The sequence below is a fragment of the Thermostichus lividus PCC 6715 genome, from assembly GCF_002754935.1.
Lineage (GTDB): Bacteria > Cyanobacteriota > Cyanobacteriia > Thermosynechococcales > Thermosynechococcaceae > Thermosynechococcus > Thermosynechococcus lividus.
On sequence record NZ_CP018092.1, the window covers coordinates 1,077,213 to 1,092,012 of the forward strand.

Genomic DNA, 14,800 nt, shown 5'->3' on the forward strand with positions numbered 1-14,800 from the left:
ATTTGCGACGGAGGACATTCCTATAGTTTGACATACTCCCTAGCCTAACGTCACAGAGATTCCAACGGTGTTACTACACGTATTACAAGCTGAGGATTTGAATCGTTGTTGTTTGTGGCAAATTCCCCGCTGAGACCGCAAGTGAGCTACTGCCACTTCGCCGCACAGGGGTACCTTCCATCACCGCTAAAAAGTCATCTAAGCCCGTTAGATCGCAATTGTTTGGATCAGAGGCGGCGGTGCGAAAGTGCGACGGAATGACTAAACGGGGTTGCAATAACTCAATCGCAGCTTTGGCCTCTGCCGCAGTATAGGCTTTGTCAGTGCCCCCCACAGGCACAATCATCACATCGGGTCGGCCCATGAGAATTTTTTGCTCAATGCTGAGGGGCATAGCAATTCCCCCCATATGGAGAATGTTGACCCCCCCCTGCTGCCACCGCCACACAACATTAACACCAAAGCGAAAGCCACCCACGCGATCGTGGTTTGTCCGAATTCCCTGAATTGTCAGACCATTGACTTTATAGTTACCCGGTTGAAACAGCAGCTTCGGGCGACCCGGCAGCCCTTCAATGTACCCCTCATCCAGTAAGCGGCTGCTAATCATGACAATATCTACAGCAACGCGGGGGGGGCGTAACCCTTTGGTACATCCCATGGGACGAAAAGGATTCACAAGAACCCGCTGGCCACTGCCGCTAAACAGAAAGCAAGTGTGCCCCAGCCATTGTAGTGACAGTCCTGCTCCTTGCGCGTGAGCCGCCCAATGTCCTCCTAAACTGGCGATCGCCCCTACCTGCGCCCAACGCAAAAACTGTCGCCGTTCCATAGGTCTCCCCACAGTGCATTCCCAGCTAAGTATAGAGAAAAATTGGCTTATGCCGCGAGGCTAGTTAAGGCCGCTGACGGGCAACTGTTGCCAAAAAGTTCCTAAGCAAGTCTTTGCCGCAGCGGGTCAAGATACTTTCAGGATGGAACTGTACCCCTTCAAGGGTGGGATACTGCCGATGGCGAACCCCCATAATCAGGTTATCTGCCGTCCATGCCGTAATTTCTAAGACATCGGGACAAGTCTCGCGGTCAATGACCAAACTGTGGTAACGAGTGGCAGTAAATGGTTGAGCCAAACCTTCAAAGACTCCTACCCCAGCATGATAGATGTCGGAAGTTTTACCGTGCATCAGAGTTGGTGCCAATGTAATAGTGCCACCAAACACCTCGCCAATCGCTTGATGCCCTAAGCACACCCCTAAAATAGGACACTTAGGCGCGTAGGCGCGAATCACTGCTTCGGAAATACCAGCATCTGCTGGCCGCCCGGGTCCCGGAGAAATGACGATGCCGTCTGGGGCTAGGGTCTCAATATCGGCAAGGGTGATCTTGTCATTGCGAAAAACACGGAGATCAGCAGCAACGGCAAACTCCGTAGCTAGCTCCCCCAAGTATTGAACCAAGTTGTAGGTGAAGCTATCATAGTTGTCGATCACAATAATCAATGGCTAACAGCCTCCAAAGTTGCAGTGTCCCGTCATTTTACCGTTGAAAGGAGGGGAGATCGCTTTCTCCCCCATGGGTAGCAAGCTAGGACGCATGGATGGTAGCAGAGTCATGGGTAGCTCTCCTGCTGAACGCGAAGGGAGTGTCAAACTAGGCATAGTGATGATCCATGGCCCAGCGAGCCAGCTCTGTACGGTTGTGAAGTCCTGTTTTCCCTAGCATATTACTCACATGGCTTTCTACGGTGCGCTGACTGACATGCAGTTCCGCGGCAATTTCGCGGTTAGCCAACCCCCGCGCCACGTACTGCAAGATGCGGGTTTCCGTGGGGGTTAGCTCAACCCCCGGGGGCGGTGTCGGCGCTGTGGGGGAGGTGCGCTGCTGCTCTCGCAACCGTGCGGTTTGCTTCAGTAAGGCTTGCACTTGGGCGAGCAGTTCATCGGGTTCAAAGGGTTTGACAAGATACACATCGCCTCCTGTTTGTAGCCCCTTGATGCGATCGTGGGTTTGCCCCTTAGCGGAAAGAAACAATACCGGTAACCAGTGTAAATGCTGATGCTGTCGCATTGTACTGACAAAGCTATAACCATCCATCTGCGGCATCATCACATCACAAATAATCAGATCAGGCGTATGCTGTTGCAATTGGTCTAGGGCTTCACGACCGTGGGCGGCGGTGAGTACTGCGTAGCCCTGCATTTCCAAGTAGTCTTTCACTAGCAAGACTAAGTTGGGGTCATCATCTACCAGCAAAATGGTGGCGCTTTGGCGGTTATGGGTCTGGGTCATGGCGTTAACGCAGCGGCAGGAGCATTTCTAGGGTGAGCGCGTTTAATCTGCCCCTATTCTAAATTGCCCCATCACTTGCCCCAGCCTTTTATCTTAAACCTCCGAGATACCCCGGTTTGTCTGTAGGGCGGGGAGGGATAGGAGCAGCAGTCCCAGACTGCCAAATGCAAACTTACAAGTTATAATTTAACGCATGGAAAAGGCTTACAGCTATCGTTTCTATCCAACCCCTGAGCAAGAAAGCTTGCTGAGGAAAATGTTTGACTGTGTCCGACTGGTGTACAACCGAGCGGTGACAGCGCGAACTGACGCATGGGATGAACCGCAAGAGCGAGTTGAATACGTCCAACCCTCTGCCATGCTGACGGAGTGGAAAAAACAGGATGACTTCCAGTTTTTGAATGAAGTTAGCAGCGCTCCCTTGCAACAAAGATTCAGGCATCTGCAAACCGCCTTCACCAACTGCTTTGCGGGACGAGCGGGATACCCACAGTTCAACAAGAAGCGCAACGGCGGCAGTTTGGCCGTGGGACACACGCTATCCGCCTGTGGAGGGTTCGCCTTGGCGGCGCGGAGCGCTAACGTAATAAGGGTGGCGGCAGTTGCAATGAAGCAGGAACCTACGTCGTGAGACTTGGGAATCCCCGTCCTCTAGAGGACAGGGAGGATGTCAAATTAGGCGCAGCTAAGCCGTAGCAGGAGTGTTATCGGTGGGAGGAGTGCGTATGGACAACCAAGTGATGTGGCAAAAGAGTCTTTGGCTTCTGGGTCACTTGAGCGGGCTGTTACTGATGGCCATTCCGGGGGCGATCGCCCAACCAAGGACAACCGCTGCAGATCTCATCCCCCTCAATCCCAATCCTGATCCCCTCTACTTACCCAGCCGGCCTGAGCAGGTCACTATTGATGTCGATCGCCCCATTACCCTCACCGAGGCGATTGAATTGGCACGCCGCAATAATCGGCAGTTACAAATTATTGAGGCTCAACTGCAACAGAGCCGGGCAGTATTGCGCCAAGCTGAATCAGCCTTGTATCCTACCCTGTCGTTCCAAACAAATATTAGCCGTACCGATTCGGCGGCCATTCGTCTGCAAAATGCCCAAGCACAGCAGGCATTTATCAAGGGCGGTGGTCTGGGGATACCACCTGTGCCCTTAAACACCACCAGTAACACCTGGACCAATACGGTTCAGTTAGGCTACAACATCTTTACAGCGGGGCAGCGCTCCGGCAGCATTCAAGCAGCGCGGGAACAGGTGCGCAATGCCGAACTGGATCTGCAACGCCAATTTGAGCAACTGCGCCAAGATGTGGCCAACGACTACTACAATATTCAGCAGGCAGAAGCACTGGTGCGCATTGGCCAAGCCGCTGTCCAAAACTCGCAAATTAGTTTGCGGGATGCCGTAGCTCGGGAACGGGCCGGCCTCGGCACACTCTTTGACGTGTTAACTGCCGAAGTGCAATTGGCCAACAACCAACAGCAGTTGGTGCAAGCCCAAAGCCAGCTAAAAACGGCACAGCGGCAACTGGCGAAAACCCTGAGCCTAAATGATAAGGCGACTGTGCAGGCCGCAGACCCCATTCAAGTGGTGGGGGAATGGAAACTTTCCCTCGAAGAGAGTATTACCCTTGCCTTCCGCAATCGGGTTGAACTGGAGCAACAGCTTGCCCAGCGCAATACTGCCTTGCAACAGCGGCGCGTGGCCTTGGGGAACCTAGGCCCCCAACTGGTGGCCGGGGGCAGCTTTAATACCACCGATGACCTGAGTGATTCCCTTGCTCCCCGCTGGGGCTATACCGTCGGTGGCCAAATGAATTGGACGCTGTTTGATGGCGGCGTCTCCCGTGCCAGTGCGGCGCAGCAAGAAAGTTCAGCGGCGATCGCTGAAGCCCAGTACGCAGCGTTTAAGAACCTGATTCGCTTTCAAGTAGAGCAAGCCTACTACACCTTGAAGTCTAGCCAAGAGAACATCCGCACCAATGAAGTAGCGGTGCGCCAAGCAACGGAAGGCTTACGGTTAGCGCGGCTGCGGTTTCAGGCGGGGATTGGCACCCAAGCGGAGGTAAGTAATGCTGAAACGTCCTTGATTCAGGCGCAAAGCAACCTCCTTAGCTCAACTATTGACTACAACCGCGCTATTGCCGCACTGCAGCGGTTTGTGAGTGGCTTACCCCTAAATCCGCAAACAGCTTCTACTCCCTAATGCTGGGCTTTTTGAATCTGGATAAACCGGCAAACTACACCTCCCACGACTGCATTGCCCAACTGCGGCGGCAACTGCACTACAAACGTATTGGTCATGGGGGTACCTTAGATCCGATGGCTACAGGGGTGCTGCCGATCGCCATCGGAGCGGCTACGCGGCTGCTGCCGTATCTGCCACAGACAAAGGTTTATGTTGGCACCATTCGCTTTGGCCTGACCACAACCACCGATGACATTACCGGCACCGTGCTGACTTCTACGACGGCGCAGCAGTTAACCGTGGCAGCCATTGAAGCCATCCTTCCTCAGTTTATTGGCACTATTGAGCAACGCCCCCCCGCCTATAGCGCCATCCAAGTTTCAGGACAGCGGCTCTATGCCCGTGCCCGCGCGGGTGAGGTGGTCAATGCGCCCCTGCGAACGGTTGAGATTAACGCCATTGATCTGTTGATGTGGCAGCCGGGGGATCAACCAGAAGTGACCTTGCGCATTACCTGTGGCAGTGGCACCTATATTCGCGCCCTTGCCCGGGATCTGGGGGGTGCTCTGGGGGTGGGGGGCACCCTCTGCGCCTTGCGGCGGGTTGAAAGTGGCGGCTTGCCCATTGAGCAGAGCGTAGCCTTAGACCAGATCACCGTAACCGATTTACCGCTGCTGTCGCCCCAAAGGGTTTTAGCACATTTGCCGTGGGTGGCGCTGGAGGCTGGGCAAGTGACAGATTGGTACCATGGGCGAGGGGTACTAGGGGACTGGCACCAACCTGAGAATACCCTGATGGGGGTCACCTGTGCCGCTACTCAAGCCTGTTTGGGGCTTGGCATCAGCATCGGCGATCGCCTTCAACCTAAGGTTGTGCTGAGGGACTAAGGGAATTGCCCCTCAAACCACACTCAACTGTTGAAGTAACCAAAACCCTTGTAACTGCTCTTGCTGGGGTCTCTCCTGCACGGCAATGAAGTGTAGCCCCCTGCTGGCCTTGCATGCCTCCATAAAGGCTGTGATTTCCCCTCGCAGTGCCTCGGTTCGCAAGCGAGCTAACACCCAGCGATCGCTGGCACCACTGTCGAGAATCAGCAGCGGTTGTGGCTCAGATTCAAGGGAAAGGTAGGCCGGTTCTAGCCCTGAGAGCCAACCCGCCAGAGGTAGGGCGCGCTGTGAGTAAATGATGACCCCCGGAATAATCGTGTCTGGCGCTAACTGTAAAAAGGGTAAGGGCGGAATATCCCCAAAGGGCAGTTGCCATTCATGGGCTGTTGCTAGCTCCTGCCAAGGCAAGGCGGTGACCTGCCAGCGATCGCCCATGAGGGCGGGGGGTAACGGTTCGGGGGCAGGGGGCAACAATTGCAGAGCCTCGGCAAGCTCTGCCTGATAGTTGGCTAAGCTGGGATAAACGTGGGCGTGGCGCTCTCGCAACCAGTGGTAGAGGGCAAAGGTGCGCCGACTGGCCAGCATCCCTAACCCAGCAGCTGTGCCCCCACGCGTAATGATAGCGCTCATGGCACGGCGAAAAAACCGTACGCGATCGGGCTGAGTGTCGGCGGCTAGGCCAAACTGCTGCTGCCACTCCCCTAATGCTTCCCCAAGAGCCGCCTGTAACCAGCGGGCATTGGCTTCAGTACCTGAACAGGTTTTGCTGAACTGAAACTGTAACTGGCGATCGCAAATGAGCAATTCCCAAATTTTTTTGTTGTTTTCATCCACTACAGGTCGGGAATAAAAATCTAGCTCCCATATCCTATCCATTGGCCGACTGCCCCACTCCCACAAGAGAAAACGCCACCTTAACGAGTGACAAGGTTGCCTTCCCTAGGATAGGCGGTTTTGGCAGCCCAAGTAAATGTATAACGCGATACAGATTTTCAGCGGGCAGAACTGGTGCAATCAAAGGTTAACTGCGGGTCAAGGCTTAATTTGACTTAAGCCACACAACAGTCATGATTTTCTGTCGTGCTGTTGCGCCACAACTGTGGTTGCCTGCTGCGAAGTCTCCTCCGCTCAAATCGTTTGCAAGCCTTGTCTTTTGTCCATCCGTTGAGAACGAAAGCGATGTCCAAGTTAAAACTGAAACGTGCTAGACGGCAAAAGCGACCGTTACTAGATTGGCAACCCAACATCCGCTGGCGATCGCCAGCGCTTGTCGCTTGCATCCCCCTTGCCCTCATTATTGTTGCCGTTTGGGGTGTCGCAGCACAGGCACAGGATCAACCCCTTACTCCTGAATACGTTCAAGGGGTACTCAATACCATTTGGGTGTTTATTGCCGCCGTCTTGGTGATTTTCATGAATGCTGGCTTCGGGATGCTGGAAACCGGCTTCTGTCGCCAGAAAAACGCAGTGAACATCCTCTCGAAAAACTTGATTGTCTTTGCCTTGGCCACCTTGGCCTACTGGGCCATTGGCTTTTCCTTTATGTTTGGTACCGAAGGAAATGCCTTTATTGGCTTGGGGGGCTTTTTCCTTAGCAGTGAAAATCCAGAAACCTACGGCCTCGCTCCCTTTCCAGAAGGCTTAGCGATCCCGGTAGCGTTTCTGTTCCAAGCAGCCTTTGCCGGTACGGCTGCCACCATTGTTTCTGGGGCAGTTGCCGAGCGCGTCAAATTCATTGACTTTTTAATCTTTAGCTTGCTGCTCACAGGCATTTCCTATCCCATCAGTGGTCACTGGGTCTGGGGTGGCGGCCTGCTATCTGATATGCCCTTCCTGGGTGAAGAGGTTGCCTTTTCTGACTTTGCAGGCTCCACGGTGGTTCACGCCGTAGGCGGTTGGGCGGCTCTGATGGGGGCAGCGTTCCTAGGACCGCGCATTGGCAAGTACGCCGCCGATGGCACCCCCAATGCACTCCCAGGGCATAACATGGGCTTTGCGATGCTGGGGTGTTTAATTCTGTGGATTGGCTGGTTTGGCTTTAACCCAGGGTCTGAACTCGCTGCCAATGAAGCGGTACCCTATATTGCTGTAACCACCAACCTTGCGGCGGCAGCGGGCGGTGTTGCGGCAACGATTACCGCGTGGGTGGTCATTGGCAAGCCCGATTTATCCATGATTATTAACGGCATTCTTGCTGGCTTGGTCTCCATTACGGCACCCTGTGCTACCGTTTCCTACTGGAGTGCCGTGGTCATCGGTGCCATTGGTGGTGTCATTGTCGTTTACTCTGTCCTCTTCTTTGATCGGATTAAAATTGATGATCCTGTTGGTGCCACGTCGGTTCACCTTGTCTGTGGGACGTGGGGAACCCTAGCGGTTGGTTTATTCCATAAAGAACTGGGATTGCTCACAGGTCATGGGGTTACCCAGCTCATTGCCCAAGTCATTGGCATCTTAACGGTTGGTGGTTTCACGGTGTTGATGACGAGCATCTTCTGGCTGGCACTGAAGCAAACCCTTGGCATTCGCGTGTCGGAAGAAGAGGAGCTAAAAGGTTTAGACATTGGCGAGCATGGCATGGAAGCCTACAGTGGCTTCCTGAAGGAGTAGCCGGCCATACAAGTTTGGAGTTGAACCACTCTGGTGGTTGACTCCATTGCCCTAGGTGGTTTTTACTGCCCTCCTCGGGGGGGCAGTTTTTTTATCTCTAGGCAAAATCAATGCGGCCATAGCGGGCAACGATATCCGATTGCCCGGTTTGCTGCTGTGTTTGCCATGCCCATAGCTGATCGCCAAGGGAAAAATGCCACCACTCGTTCGGATGGCGTTGAAACCCGGCGTTGGTCATCGCTTGGTTGAGTCGCTGACGACGTTCGGCAATGTTCTTGGCATGAGCTAAATGGGGGTGGCGATCGTAAAAGTCAGGATAAGAGCGTTCCGATAGTTCATCAATTGCCCCGCCCATGTCTAGGAGAGTGCCTGTCTCATCGACGAGGGTGAGATCCACCGCTGCGCCGGTACTGTGGGGAGGAGGCTGTTGCGGGTCTTGACTGGGAATGGCCCAAAACAAATACACTTGCTCCCATAGGGTGGTGGCAAGGGACCCATCTATCTGTTGGGGATTAAGATCGCGCTGGGTGCAGAGTTCCCGAAAGGTGTGCTCCACCATGAACTGCTGCACGGCTACCGGTCGATAGGCATCAAAAATTGCTAATCGCCAACCGTAGCTCATGAGGGATGCTTGAGCTGCCTCTAGGGCAGTAATGACGCCCACGCGCAGCCAGAAGGGGGACGCATTACCGTAGGGGGCACCCACCTGCTGATAGGGATGGGGAGACAAACGTACAATCCCCTCGGGAATCGGGGCGAGGGGTTCACCACACTCATGAATGGGAACACAGGTGTAGGGTTTTTGCCCCATACGGCACTAGCTATTGGCTTCCCGCTCAAGCGCCAGTTCAACTTGCTTAAATTCCTGTTCGAGGCGGGCCTTTAATTTTTCAGGGAGGGGGCGGTTGGGATAAGAGCTATAGTGACCGGCTAGGGAGTTCAGCGCCGTCTGCATGGTTGTAAAGGACGCTAAGGAGCGCAGAGACTCATCGCGGCGGTACAGGGCGAAAAAGTCGTTGAGCTTCTTGCGGGCGTCGGCTTGAGCCGCTTTCTTGCCGGGGTCATTCTCCGGTAGGGCGATCGCCTCGCGTAAGCTCCCAATCAAGGTTAATGTATCCTGCCGAAAGTTACCGCTCAAGCCCGCTGGCACATTGGCACAACTGGTGAGCAGTAGGGAAAAACTCAGGAAAATGACGCAAACGGCGACCCAAAAACGCTTCATAGCAAACCCCAACAAGAGATCTGCACAGCCATCGTAGCTATGCACAATGCTGATTTTAACCCATGACGGTTTCGAGAACGATCCACAACGCTCTGGCCTAGGGATCACGAGCAATGGGCTGGGGTGTCTGAGGCCGCAAGGATATGCAAACGCACCGCTTTGCCGCCTAGGTCTATTTGCACCATATCACCGGAGAGTAAATCCAGTGCCTCTAATAGTGCCTGTAGGTGGGGCGTGCTGGCGCCAGCCTCGGTGTAGAGGCGATCGCTTAACTGACTGACCCGCTGCCATGTGGTATAAAGACGGGCAATGGTGCTCTCTAACTGTGCGGCTTGCTGGAGGAGATCCGCGAGGGTGTGTAGTTGGCCAAGCCGTTGGGCTTCTGCCAGTACCTGCTGTAGATCCACGGGGTGGCATTCAGGGCTTGAATGTGTGGGGCTGCCTCGAGGTAACGCCCCAACTGCCGCGCTGTAGCGGTGACCTGTTTGACGGTGTCAACACTTGGATCTCTAACCAATTCCTGGGTGAGTTCTTGCTGCTGATCCGCGGGGAGTTTACGGAGTTCTTTGACCAATGGCGCTACATAGCGGGGGGCAAGGGTGCGATCGCTCGCTTTTTCGCGAACAATGGTGGGTAACAGGTCGGAGTTGAGGGCAGTCCACTGCTCCTGTAGTTGGCGAACCTCGCGATGGGTAATGCGATCGCCCTGTTGCGCCGCATCGGTAATGAGGGCTTGGACTTCGGGGTCGGCAGCGGCGGTTTCTAAAAAAGCCCGTTTGCTAAAGCGAGAAATAGCTTCGGGGGGAAGGGGACGCTGGGTTAGTAGCTCATCGGCGCGATCGGCCAACTGAATCAGATCGTAGGCACGGCGCTTGCTAATGTCGTGTTCCTGTAGCCAGTGGCTAAAGCCTACTCCCCGTTCATCGCCTTGATGGCGGTAGCGATCGCGCACCGCCCGTAAAATTTGCCCCCGCCAAATCTCCGTTTGCAGATCAAAGCGTTCACACACCTGCCACGCTTGGCGCACCTGCTGTAAAAACTCCGCTTCAGTGAGAGAGGCATCCGCAGCAGGGAGAGGCAAGACAAAATCAGGGGTTGGCTCCATCGACATGAATGCTTGAGGACAGATCCGGCAGTATAAGCGAACTGGTGAAAAAACGGTACACTAAGGGCAACAACAAGGGAGTGAGGTATGGGCGATCGCATTGCGGTTGGCATTATTGGGGCATCGGGGTATGGTGGCATTCAACTGGTGCGTTTACTGCTAGATCATCCCTACGCGGACATTACCTATCTGGGGGGCGAAGGTAGCGCGGGTCGCCCTTACACTGAGTTGTATCCCCATTTGCAAGGACGGGTGAATTTAACGGTTGAGCCAGTGGATGTTGCCGCTATTGGCGATCGCACCCAAGTTGTATTTTTATCCCTCCCCAATGGCCTTGCCCTCACCCTCGCTCCGCAACTGTTAGCGCGGGGCTGTAAGGTACTGGATCTCTCGGCGGATTATCGCTTTCAGAACCTCAAAACCTATACCCAGTGGTATGGCACCGAGCGGGATGATGCTGCGATTGCCGCACAGGCGGTGTATGGCCTACCGGAGCTTTATCGCGATCGCATTGCCAAAAGTTCCCTGATTGGCTGTCCAGGGTGTTACCCCACAGCCAGTCTGCTGGCGCTTGCCCCCTTGATCAAACAGGGGCTTATTGAACCTAATACCGCAATTATCGATGCCAAATCCGGCACCTCCGGCGGCGGGCGTCAAGGCAAAGTGAATTTGTTGCTGGCGGAAGCCGATAATTCTGTAGCCGCCTACAATGTTGCCCGCCACCGCCATACCCCTGAAATTGAAGCCATCTGTAGCGATTTATCAGGGCAGTCGGTGTTGGTACAGTTTACCCCTCACCTTATCCCGATGCCGCGGGGGATTCTTGCCACGGTGTACGCGACTCTGCGGGATCCAGGTCTGGTACGGGAGGACTTAATCACCATTTATCAAGCGTTCTATCGTCATTCGCCCTGGGTCAGTATTTTGCCGCCAGGCATCTACCCGCAAACCAAGTGGGCGTGGGGCACCAATGCCTGCTTCATTGGCATTGAGGTGGATGAACGCACTGGACGGGTGATCGTTATGTCGGCTATCGACAACCTGATGAAGGGGCAAGCAGCGCAGGCAATCCAGTGTTTGAATATCATGATGGGGTGGCCGGAAACCCTTGGCCTACCTCAAGTAGCCTTTTACCCCTAAACCTCGTCAGCATTCACTAGGGGCAGGCACTCCCCTCGGAGGAGTTCGGTACTCGCAGCACTGAGGTCTAAGCTGAACGCCCACAGGACACGGCCAACACACACCCCCACCAGAAAAGGCGCTGTGCCCAAGCTCAGTAGTAGGGTCGTGGGATAATGGGGCGATCGCGGCATTTTAGTCCCCAGCGGTCTCATCGGGTGGGTTAGGCTCATAGTCCAACAACATTTCGCGGGATTTTTTTAACTGCTTCCAGAGCGCTTTGATTTCGTTATAGGCCTCTTGAGGGGGCAACTTACCACCCGTTTCCAACCCACAGATGTAACTCACCCGCTGAGCAAACTCCTGCAAATTGGCATTAAATGCCAAATTTTGCGGCGTAAAGTTACCGTGATAGCGACTGGTAGGGTACAAAAACTTGTCTTTATCAAATTCTGGTTGGGGCAGTTCAGACACAGGAGTAGCCCTTTGGCAAATGAATCTACTAACTATTCTATCAACACTTGCGGGATCACTGGCGCTGTAGGGTTCCGACAGGGCTTAGCAAATACAAAAATCGCCCTTCTTTTTGGTGGGTTGGGGCGGCACCCCCATCGCTGCGCATGTGGGGCTAAACTAGACCGAGACCCAAACGTGGCAATCAACATAGGGCAGGTGGCATTCAATACCAAGAATATGTTGGAAATCATCTGCGTGATAGCCGAAATTATTGGGTAAAGGTGACTCGGTTTGAACCAGTTGCCTCATACCACCAAGGCTCTTCTCCCTCACGCCAATGAGGAGGGTCAATTGGTGAAATTTGGTTTATTTATGGAGTGTTGGTTGATGGCCACTGATGCTGATCTAGAGAAAGTTCGCCGCCAGTTTGACTATGGTCCGTATCCACGCATTGCCCTTGACAAGTCGCCTAAGGATAACCCCAATGTTCTGTTTGTTCATGATCTGGTCACCGCCTTTTATCTGAGGGATCGTCGTGTCCCCGAGACCCGTGGCAAACGCATTCTTGATGCGGGGTGTGGGACAGGCTATAAGTCCTTGGTGCTGGCGATCGCCAATCCGGGGGCAGAAATTGTCGGCATTGATTTGTCGGCGGAATCCGTCAAATTGGCGGCGGAGCGCTTGAAGTTTCACAACATTGAGAATGTCTTCTTTGAAACCCGCTCCATTTTAGAGTTACCCACCTGGGCAGAGCAATTTGATTACATTAACTGCGATGAGGTGCTGTACCTATTGCCCGATGCCGTAGAGGGGTTACAGGCGCTTAAAAGTGTCCTCAAGCCAGAGGGCATTCTGCGCACTAATTTGCACAGTGCGTTCCAACGGTTTCCCTTTTATCGCGCTCAAGGTCTCTTTCGTTTGATGGGACTGATGGATGGTAACCCCGAAGACTTAGAGATGGAAATCGTGCGGGAGGTGATGCAGGAACTCAAAGACGGCGTGGACTTAAAAGCACGGGCATGGAACCCCCATTACAACGATGTCAACGATGCCAGCAATGAAGCCCTGTTGGCCAATCATCTTCTCGTTGGGGATAAGGGCAGCACGATCCCTGAGATGTTTGCCTACTTGGCGGCGGCTGATCTGGAGTTCATTTCGATGGTTAACTGGCGCCATTGGAACCTGTTGGATCTGTTTAGGGATCCTGAGAATTTACCGACCTTTTTAGCCTTGAGCTTGCCAGATGTGCCCTTACAGGTACAACTCGAGATGTACGAACTGATTCATCCAGTGCATCGCCTTTTAGATTTTTGGTGTGGGCATGGTGGCACTAAGGCTGAGGTTGCGCCCCTTGAAGAGTGGTCAGAAACGCAATGGCAGCAGGCCACTATCCACCTCCACCCGCAGTTGCGAACCGCCGAGATCAAGGAGAAATGGCTCAATTACTTAAGCGATCGCCTGATTGTGGATTTAGGCACCTTCATGAGTGCTGCTAGCCCTAGCTCGGTGTACATCGATCCTCTTGGGTTGGCCACTCTCCTACCCTTGTTTGAGGGATCACTACCCTTTACAGCGCTATGCGATCGCTACCGGCAACTCTCACCCCGTGATCCCGTCACCCTTGACCCCCTTGAGCCTGCCGCTGCGCAACAGCAATTACGGGCACTGCTGACCCGCTTAGAAACAGGCTTATTTGTTCTTGTCAGTCCTAATTGGGGCGAATGAGAACGATGGGGGTTTGCTCATCGGCATTACCGGCCGGGTTTTTGCGCAGGGCAGCGGTCAATAGCTGTGGCGATACGCCCGCACTTGCCGCCAGCACTTTGACCGCACCGAGATCGTTGACATCGACAATGGCTACCCCAAGACCTGTTTTGGCCGCGAGGTCGTCCACTACCACTTGGGGGTTGGCAGGTCCCATGACAATAAATTGATCGTAGGGGGGTAAGGTGCCGGTGACATCATCAATGAGTCGCGCTTGCTCTCCGGCCAACTGGTAAAATCCACCCCGATAGCCAAATAGTTTGGCGATCGCCCCACCTAAGAAGGCCAGCAGCACCCGTAGCTCGCCTACCTCCTCAACCAGAGCTTGCATCCCACAGGCCGTGGCAAGGCTAGAGGTCGGCAAAAAGAACTGACACACCCGCGTAGCCACCCAGCCCGGTGTTAACTGCGCCGGATCCTTGAGGCGACCTTGGATGATGGCGATCGGCGTTTCGCCAATGGCCACAATATCTCCCGCTTGGGCGTGGGGGAGCACGTAGCGATTGACAACCTCCAGCGGCACATCTAGGGGTGTGAGTAAGTGGGTGCGAATGGGCAGCACTTGACAGCCTTCCGCCGGCCGCCACACACCGCTTTCCCCCTTGGCTGGAAATTTCAGGGGGATAAATTCATGGTGGGTCTTGGCAAAGCGACCATGGGGACCATAGGCAACGTAATGCACCTTAACCCAAGCTGCCTGCACGTCTGCCACATTCACCCCCCGCAGATCCACCCGCAGTTCAACACTGGTTTGCTTTGTGGATTTCACAATATAGGCAAACCAATAGCCATCGGCGCGGGGGGCAAATTCGGGTTCTGGGTGCCGGGGGGTAACGTACACCTCTGTTTGAATGGTGTCCACGGCGCTGTCGGCCAAGAGAACTACTTCAGCCGTGAGATTCGGCACCATGACTTCTAGCCCACGGTGCGGATTGCTCAGCCCCAACTGGCCGACAAAGCGATAGTGCTGCGGCTCGTAAATTTCAAGGTTCCACACGGCAGGAATAATCTCTAAGGGATGGGCTGGCCGCTTACGATAGCGCCATTCCAACCCTAGAGCCACTAGTGCTGCCAGTACCCCAACTCCGGCTGCGCCAAGGGCAATCAGTTGAGCGACCATACCGTCTCCTATTACACCGTTGTCCGCGTATTCGTT

The 14,800-nt window shown here is 54.3% G+C and carries 14 protein-coding genes and 2 pseudogenes; 6 read left to right on the forward strand and 10 right to left on the reverse strand.

Annotation, left to right across the window (positions count from 1 at the left end):
• Positions 1-82: 82 nt before the first annotated feature.
• From BRW62_RS05430 to BRW62_RS05440, 3 genes are all read right to left on the reverse strand, one after another.
• Positions 83-832, reverse strand: coding sequence for an MBL fold metallo-hydrolase (locus BRW62_RS05430; protein ID WP_099798603.1), 750 nt, complete (start codon positions 830-832; stop codon positions 83-85).
• A gap of 64 nt (positions 833-896) precedes the next feature.
• On the reverse strand, positions 897-1,499 hold the full coding sequence (locus BRW62_RS05435; protein WP_099798604.1) for an anthranilate synthase component II: 603 nt from the start codon (positions 1,497-1,499) through the stop codon (positions 897-899).
• 151 nt (positions 1,500-1,650) lie between these two features.
• Positions 1,651-2,289, reverse strand: coding sequence for a response regulator transcription factor (locus BRW62_RS05440; RefSeq protein WP_099798605.1), 639 nt, complete (start codon positions 2,287-2,289; stop codon positions 1,651-1,653).
• A 193-nt stretch (positions 2,290-2,482) separates the two neighbouring features.
• Here BRW62_RS05440 and BRW62_RS05445 point away from each other — a divergent pair.
• The 3 genes and pseudogenes from BRW62_RS05445 to truB form a co-directional block, all read left to right on the forward strand.
• Positions 2,483-2,809 (forward strand): annotated as a pseudogene (locus BRW62_RS05445) (helix-turn-helix domain-containing protein); the annotation flags it as partial.
• A 205-nt stretch (positions 2,810-3,014) separates the two neighbouring features.
• Entirely contained in the window at positions 3,015-4,499 is a 1,485-nt protein-coding gene (locus tag BRW62_RS05450) for a TolC family protein (RefSeq protein WP_099798606.1), read from the forward strand.
• Entirely contained in the window at positions 4,499-5,368 is an 870-nt protein-coding gene (truB, locus tag BRW62_RS05455) for a tRNA pseudouridine(55) synthase TruB (RefSeq protein WP_099798607.1), read from the forward strand. The genes BRW62_RS05450 and truB overlap by 1 nt, the downstream gene beginning before the upstream one ends.
• 12 nt (positions 5,369-5,380) lie before the next feature.
• Here the strand turns inward: truB and BRW62_RS05460 are convergent, their stop codons facing one another.
• The gene (locus tag BRW62_RS05460) at positions 5,381-6,244 is read right to left on the reverse strand and encodes a Tab2/Atab2 family RNA-binding protein (protein ID WP_099798608.1); all 864 of its coding nucleotides are present in this window, start codon (positions 6,242-6,244) and stop codon (positions 5,381-5,383) included.
• A gap of 303 nt (positions 6,245-6,547) precedes the next feature.
• On the opposite strand from BRW62_RS05460, the gene BRW62_RS05465 reads away from it, so the two are divergent.
• Entirely contained in the window at positions 6,548-7,978 is a 1,431-nt protein-coding gene (locus tag BRW62_RS05465; protein WP_099798609.1) for an ammonium transporter, read from the forward strand.
• Between the two features lie 97 nt (positions 7,979-8,075).
• On the opposite strand, the gene BRW62_RS05470 is transcribed toward BRW62_RS05465, so the two are convergent.
• The 3 genes and pseudogenes from BRW62_RS05470 to BRW62_RS05480 all read right to left on the reverse strand — a co-directional run bounded on the left by BRW62_RS05470 (position 8,076) and on the right by BRW62_RS05480 (position 10,305).
• On the reverse strand, positions 8,076-8,789 hold the full coding sequence (locus BRW62_RS05470) for a M15 family metallopeptidase (protein WP_099798610.1): 714 nt from the start codon (positions 8,787-8,789) through the stop codon (positions 8,076-8,078).
• A gap of 6 nt (positions 8,790-8,795) precedes the next feature.
• On the reverse strand, positions 8,796-9,200 hold the full coding sequence (gene psb27 / locus BRW62_RS05475; protein WP_099799850.1) for a photosystem II protein Psb27: 405 nt from the start codon (positions 9,198-9,200) through the stop codon (positions 8,796-8,798).
• Positions 9,201-9,304: 104 nt separating this feature from the next.
• Positions 9,305-10,305 (reverse strand): annotated as a pseudogene (locus BRW62_RS05480) (hypothetical protein).
• Between the two features lie 87 nt (positions 10,306-10,392).
• Between BRW62_RS05480 and argC the strand changes: the two are divergent.
• Positions 10,393-11,445 (forward strand): N-acetyl-gamma-glutamyl-phosphate reductase, encoded by a 1,053-nt coding sequence (gene argC / locus BRW62_RS05485; RefSeq protein ID WP_099798611.1) that lies wholly within the window; start codon positions 10,393-10,395, stop codon positions 11,443-11,445.
• On the opposite strand, the gene BRW62_RS13300 is transcribed toward argC, so the two are convergent.
• Together BRW62_RS13300 and BRW62_RS05490 are read right to left on the reverse strand one after the other, a co-directional pair.
• Positions 11,442-11,639, reverse strand: coding sequence for a hypothetical protein (locus BRW62_RS13300; protein ID WP_227517704.1), 198 nt, complete (start codon positions 11,637-11,639; stop codon positions 11,442-11,444). The two genes, argC and BRW62_RS13300, sit on opposite strands and share 4 nt — an antisense overlap.
• Entirely contained in the window at positions 11,620-11,889 is a 270-nt protein-coding gene (locus BRW62_RS05490; RefSeq protein WP_099799851.1) for a DUF7219 family protein, read from the reverse strand. Before BRW62_RS05490 ends, BRW62_RS13300 begins: the two co-directional genes overlap by 20 nt.
• 282 nt (positions 11,890-12,171) lie before the next feature.
• Here BRW62_RS05490 and BRW62_RS05495 point away from each other — a divergent pair, with 282 nt between their 5' ends.
• Positions 12,172-13,605 carry a class I SAM-dependent methyltransferase gene (locus BRW62_RS05495; protein ID WP_227517603.1) on the forward strand — a complete coding sequence of 478 codons (1,434 nt, stop codon included), beginning with the start codon at positions 12,172-12,174 and terminating at the stop codon, positions 13,603-13,605.
• On the opposite strand, the gene BRW62_RS05500 is transcribed toward BRW62_RS05495, so the two are convergent.
• A complete protein-coding gene (locus BRW62_RS05500) occupies positions 13,589-14,764 on the reverse strand; it encodes a F420-0:Gamma-glutamyl ligase (RefSeq protein ID WP_099798612.1) in 1,176 nt (391 codons plus the stop codon). The genes BRW62_RS05495 and BRW62_RS05500 overlap by 17 nt on opposite strands.
• Positions 14,765-14,800: the final 36 nt, after the last annotated feature.

Bases quoted from the DNA above. Each gene is read 5' to 3' on its own strand.
- BRW62_RS05500 (WP_099798612.1), bottom strand. From the start codon at position 14,764: ATGGTCGCTCAACTGATTGCCCTTGGCGCAGCCGGAGTTGGGGTACTG.
- BRW62_RS05430 (WP_099798603.1), bottom strand. From the start codon at position 832: ATGGAACGGCGACAGTTTTTGCGTTGGGCGCAGGTAGGGGCGATCGCC.
- argC (WP_099798611.1), top strand. From the start codon at position 10,393: ATGGGCGATCGCATTGCGGTTGGCATTATTGGGGCATCGGGGTATGGT.
- BRW62_RS05460 (WP_099798608.1), bottom strand. From the start codon at position 6,244: ATGGATAGGATATGGGAGCTAGATTTTTATTCCCGACCTGTAGTGGAT.
- BRW62_RS05440 (WP_099798605.1), bottom strand. From the start codon at position 2,289: ATGACCCAGACCCATAACCGCCAAAGCGCCACCATTTTGCTGGTAGAT.
- truB (WP_099798607.1), top strand. From the start codon at position 4,499: ATGCTGGGCTTTTTGAATCTGGATAAACCGGCAAACTACACCTCCCAC.
- BRW62_RS05465 (WP_099798609.1), top strand. From the start codon at position 6,548: ATGTCCAAGTTAAAACTGAAACGTGCTAGACGGCAAAAGCGACCGTTA.
- BRW62_RS05470 (WP_099798610.1), bottom strand. From the start codon at position 8,789: ATGGGGCAAAAACCCTACACCTGTGTTCCCATTCATGAGTGTGGTGAA.
- psb27 (WP_099799850.1), bottom strand. From the start codon at position 9,200: ATGAAGCGTTTTTGGGTCGCCGTTTGCGTCATTTTCCTGAGTTTTTCC.
- BRW62_RS05450 (WP_099798606.1), top strand. From the start codon at position 3,015: ATGGACAACCAAGTGATGTGGCAAAAGAGTCTTTGGCTTCTGGGTCAC.
- BRW62_RS13300 (WP_227517704.1), bottom strand. From the start codon at position 11,639: ATGAGACCGCTGGGGACTAAAATGCCGCGATCGCCCCATTATCCCACG.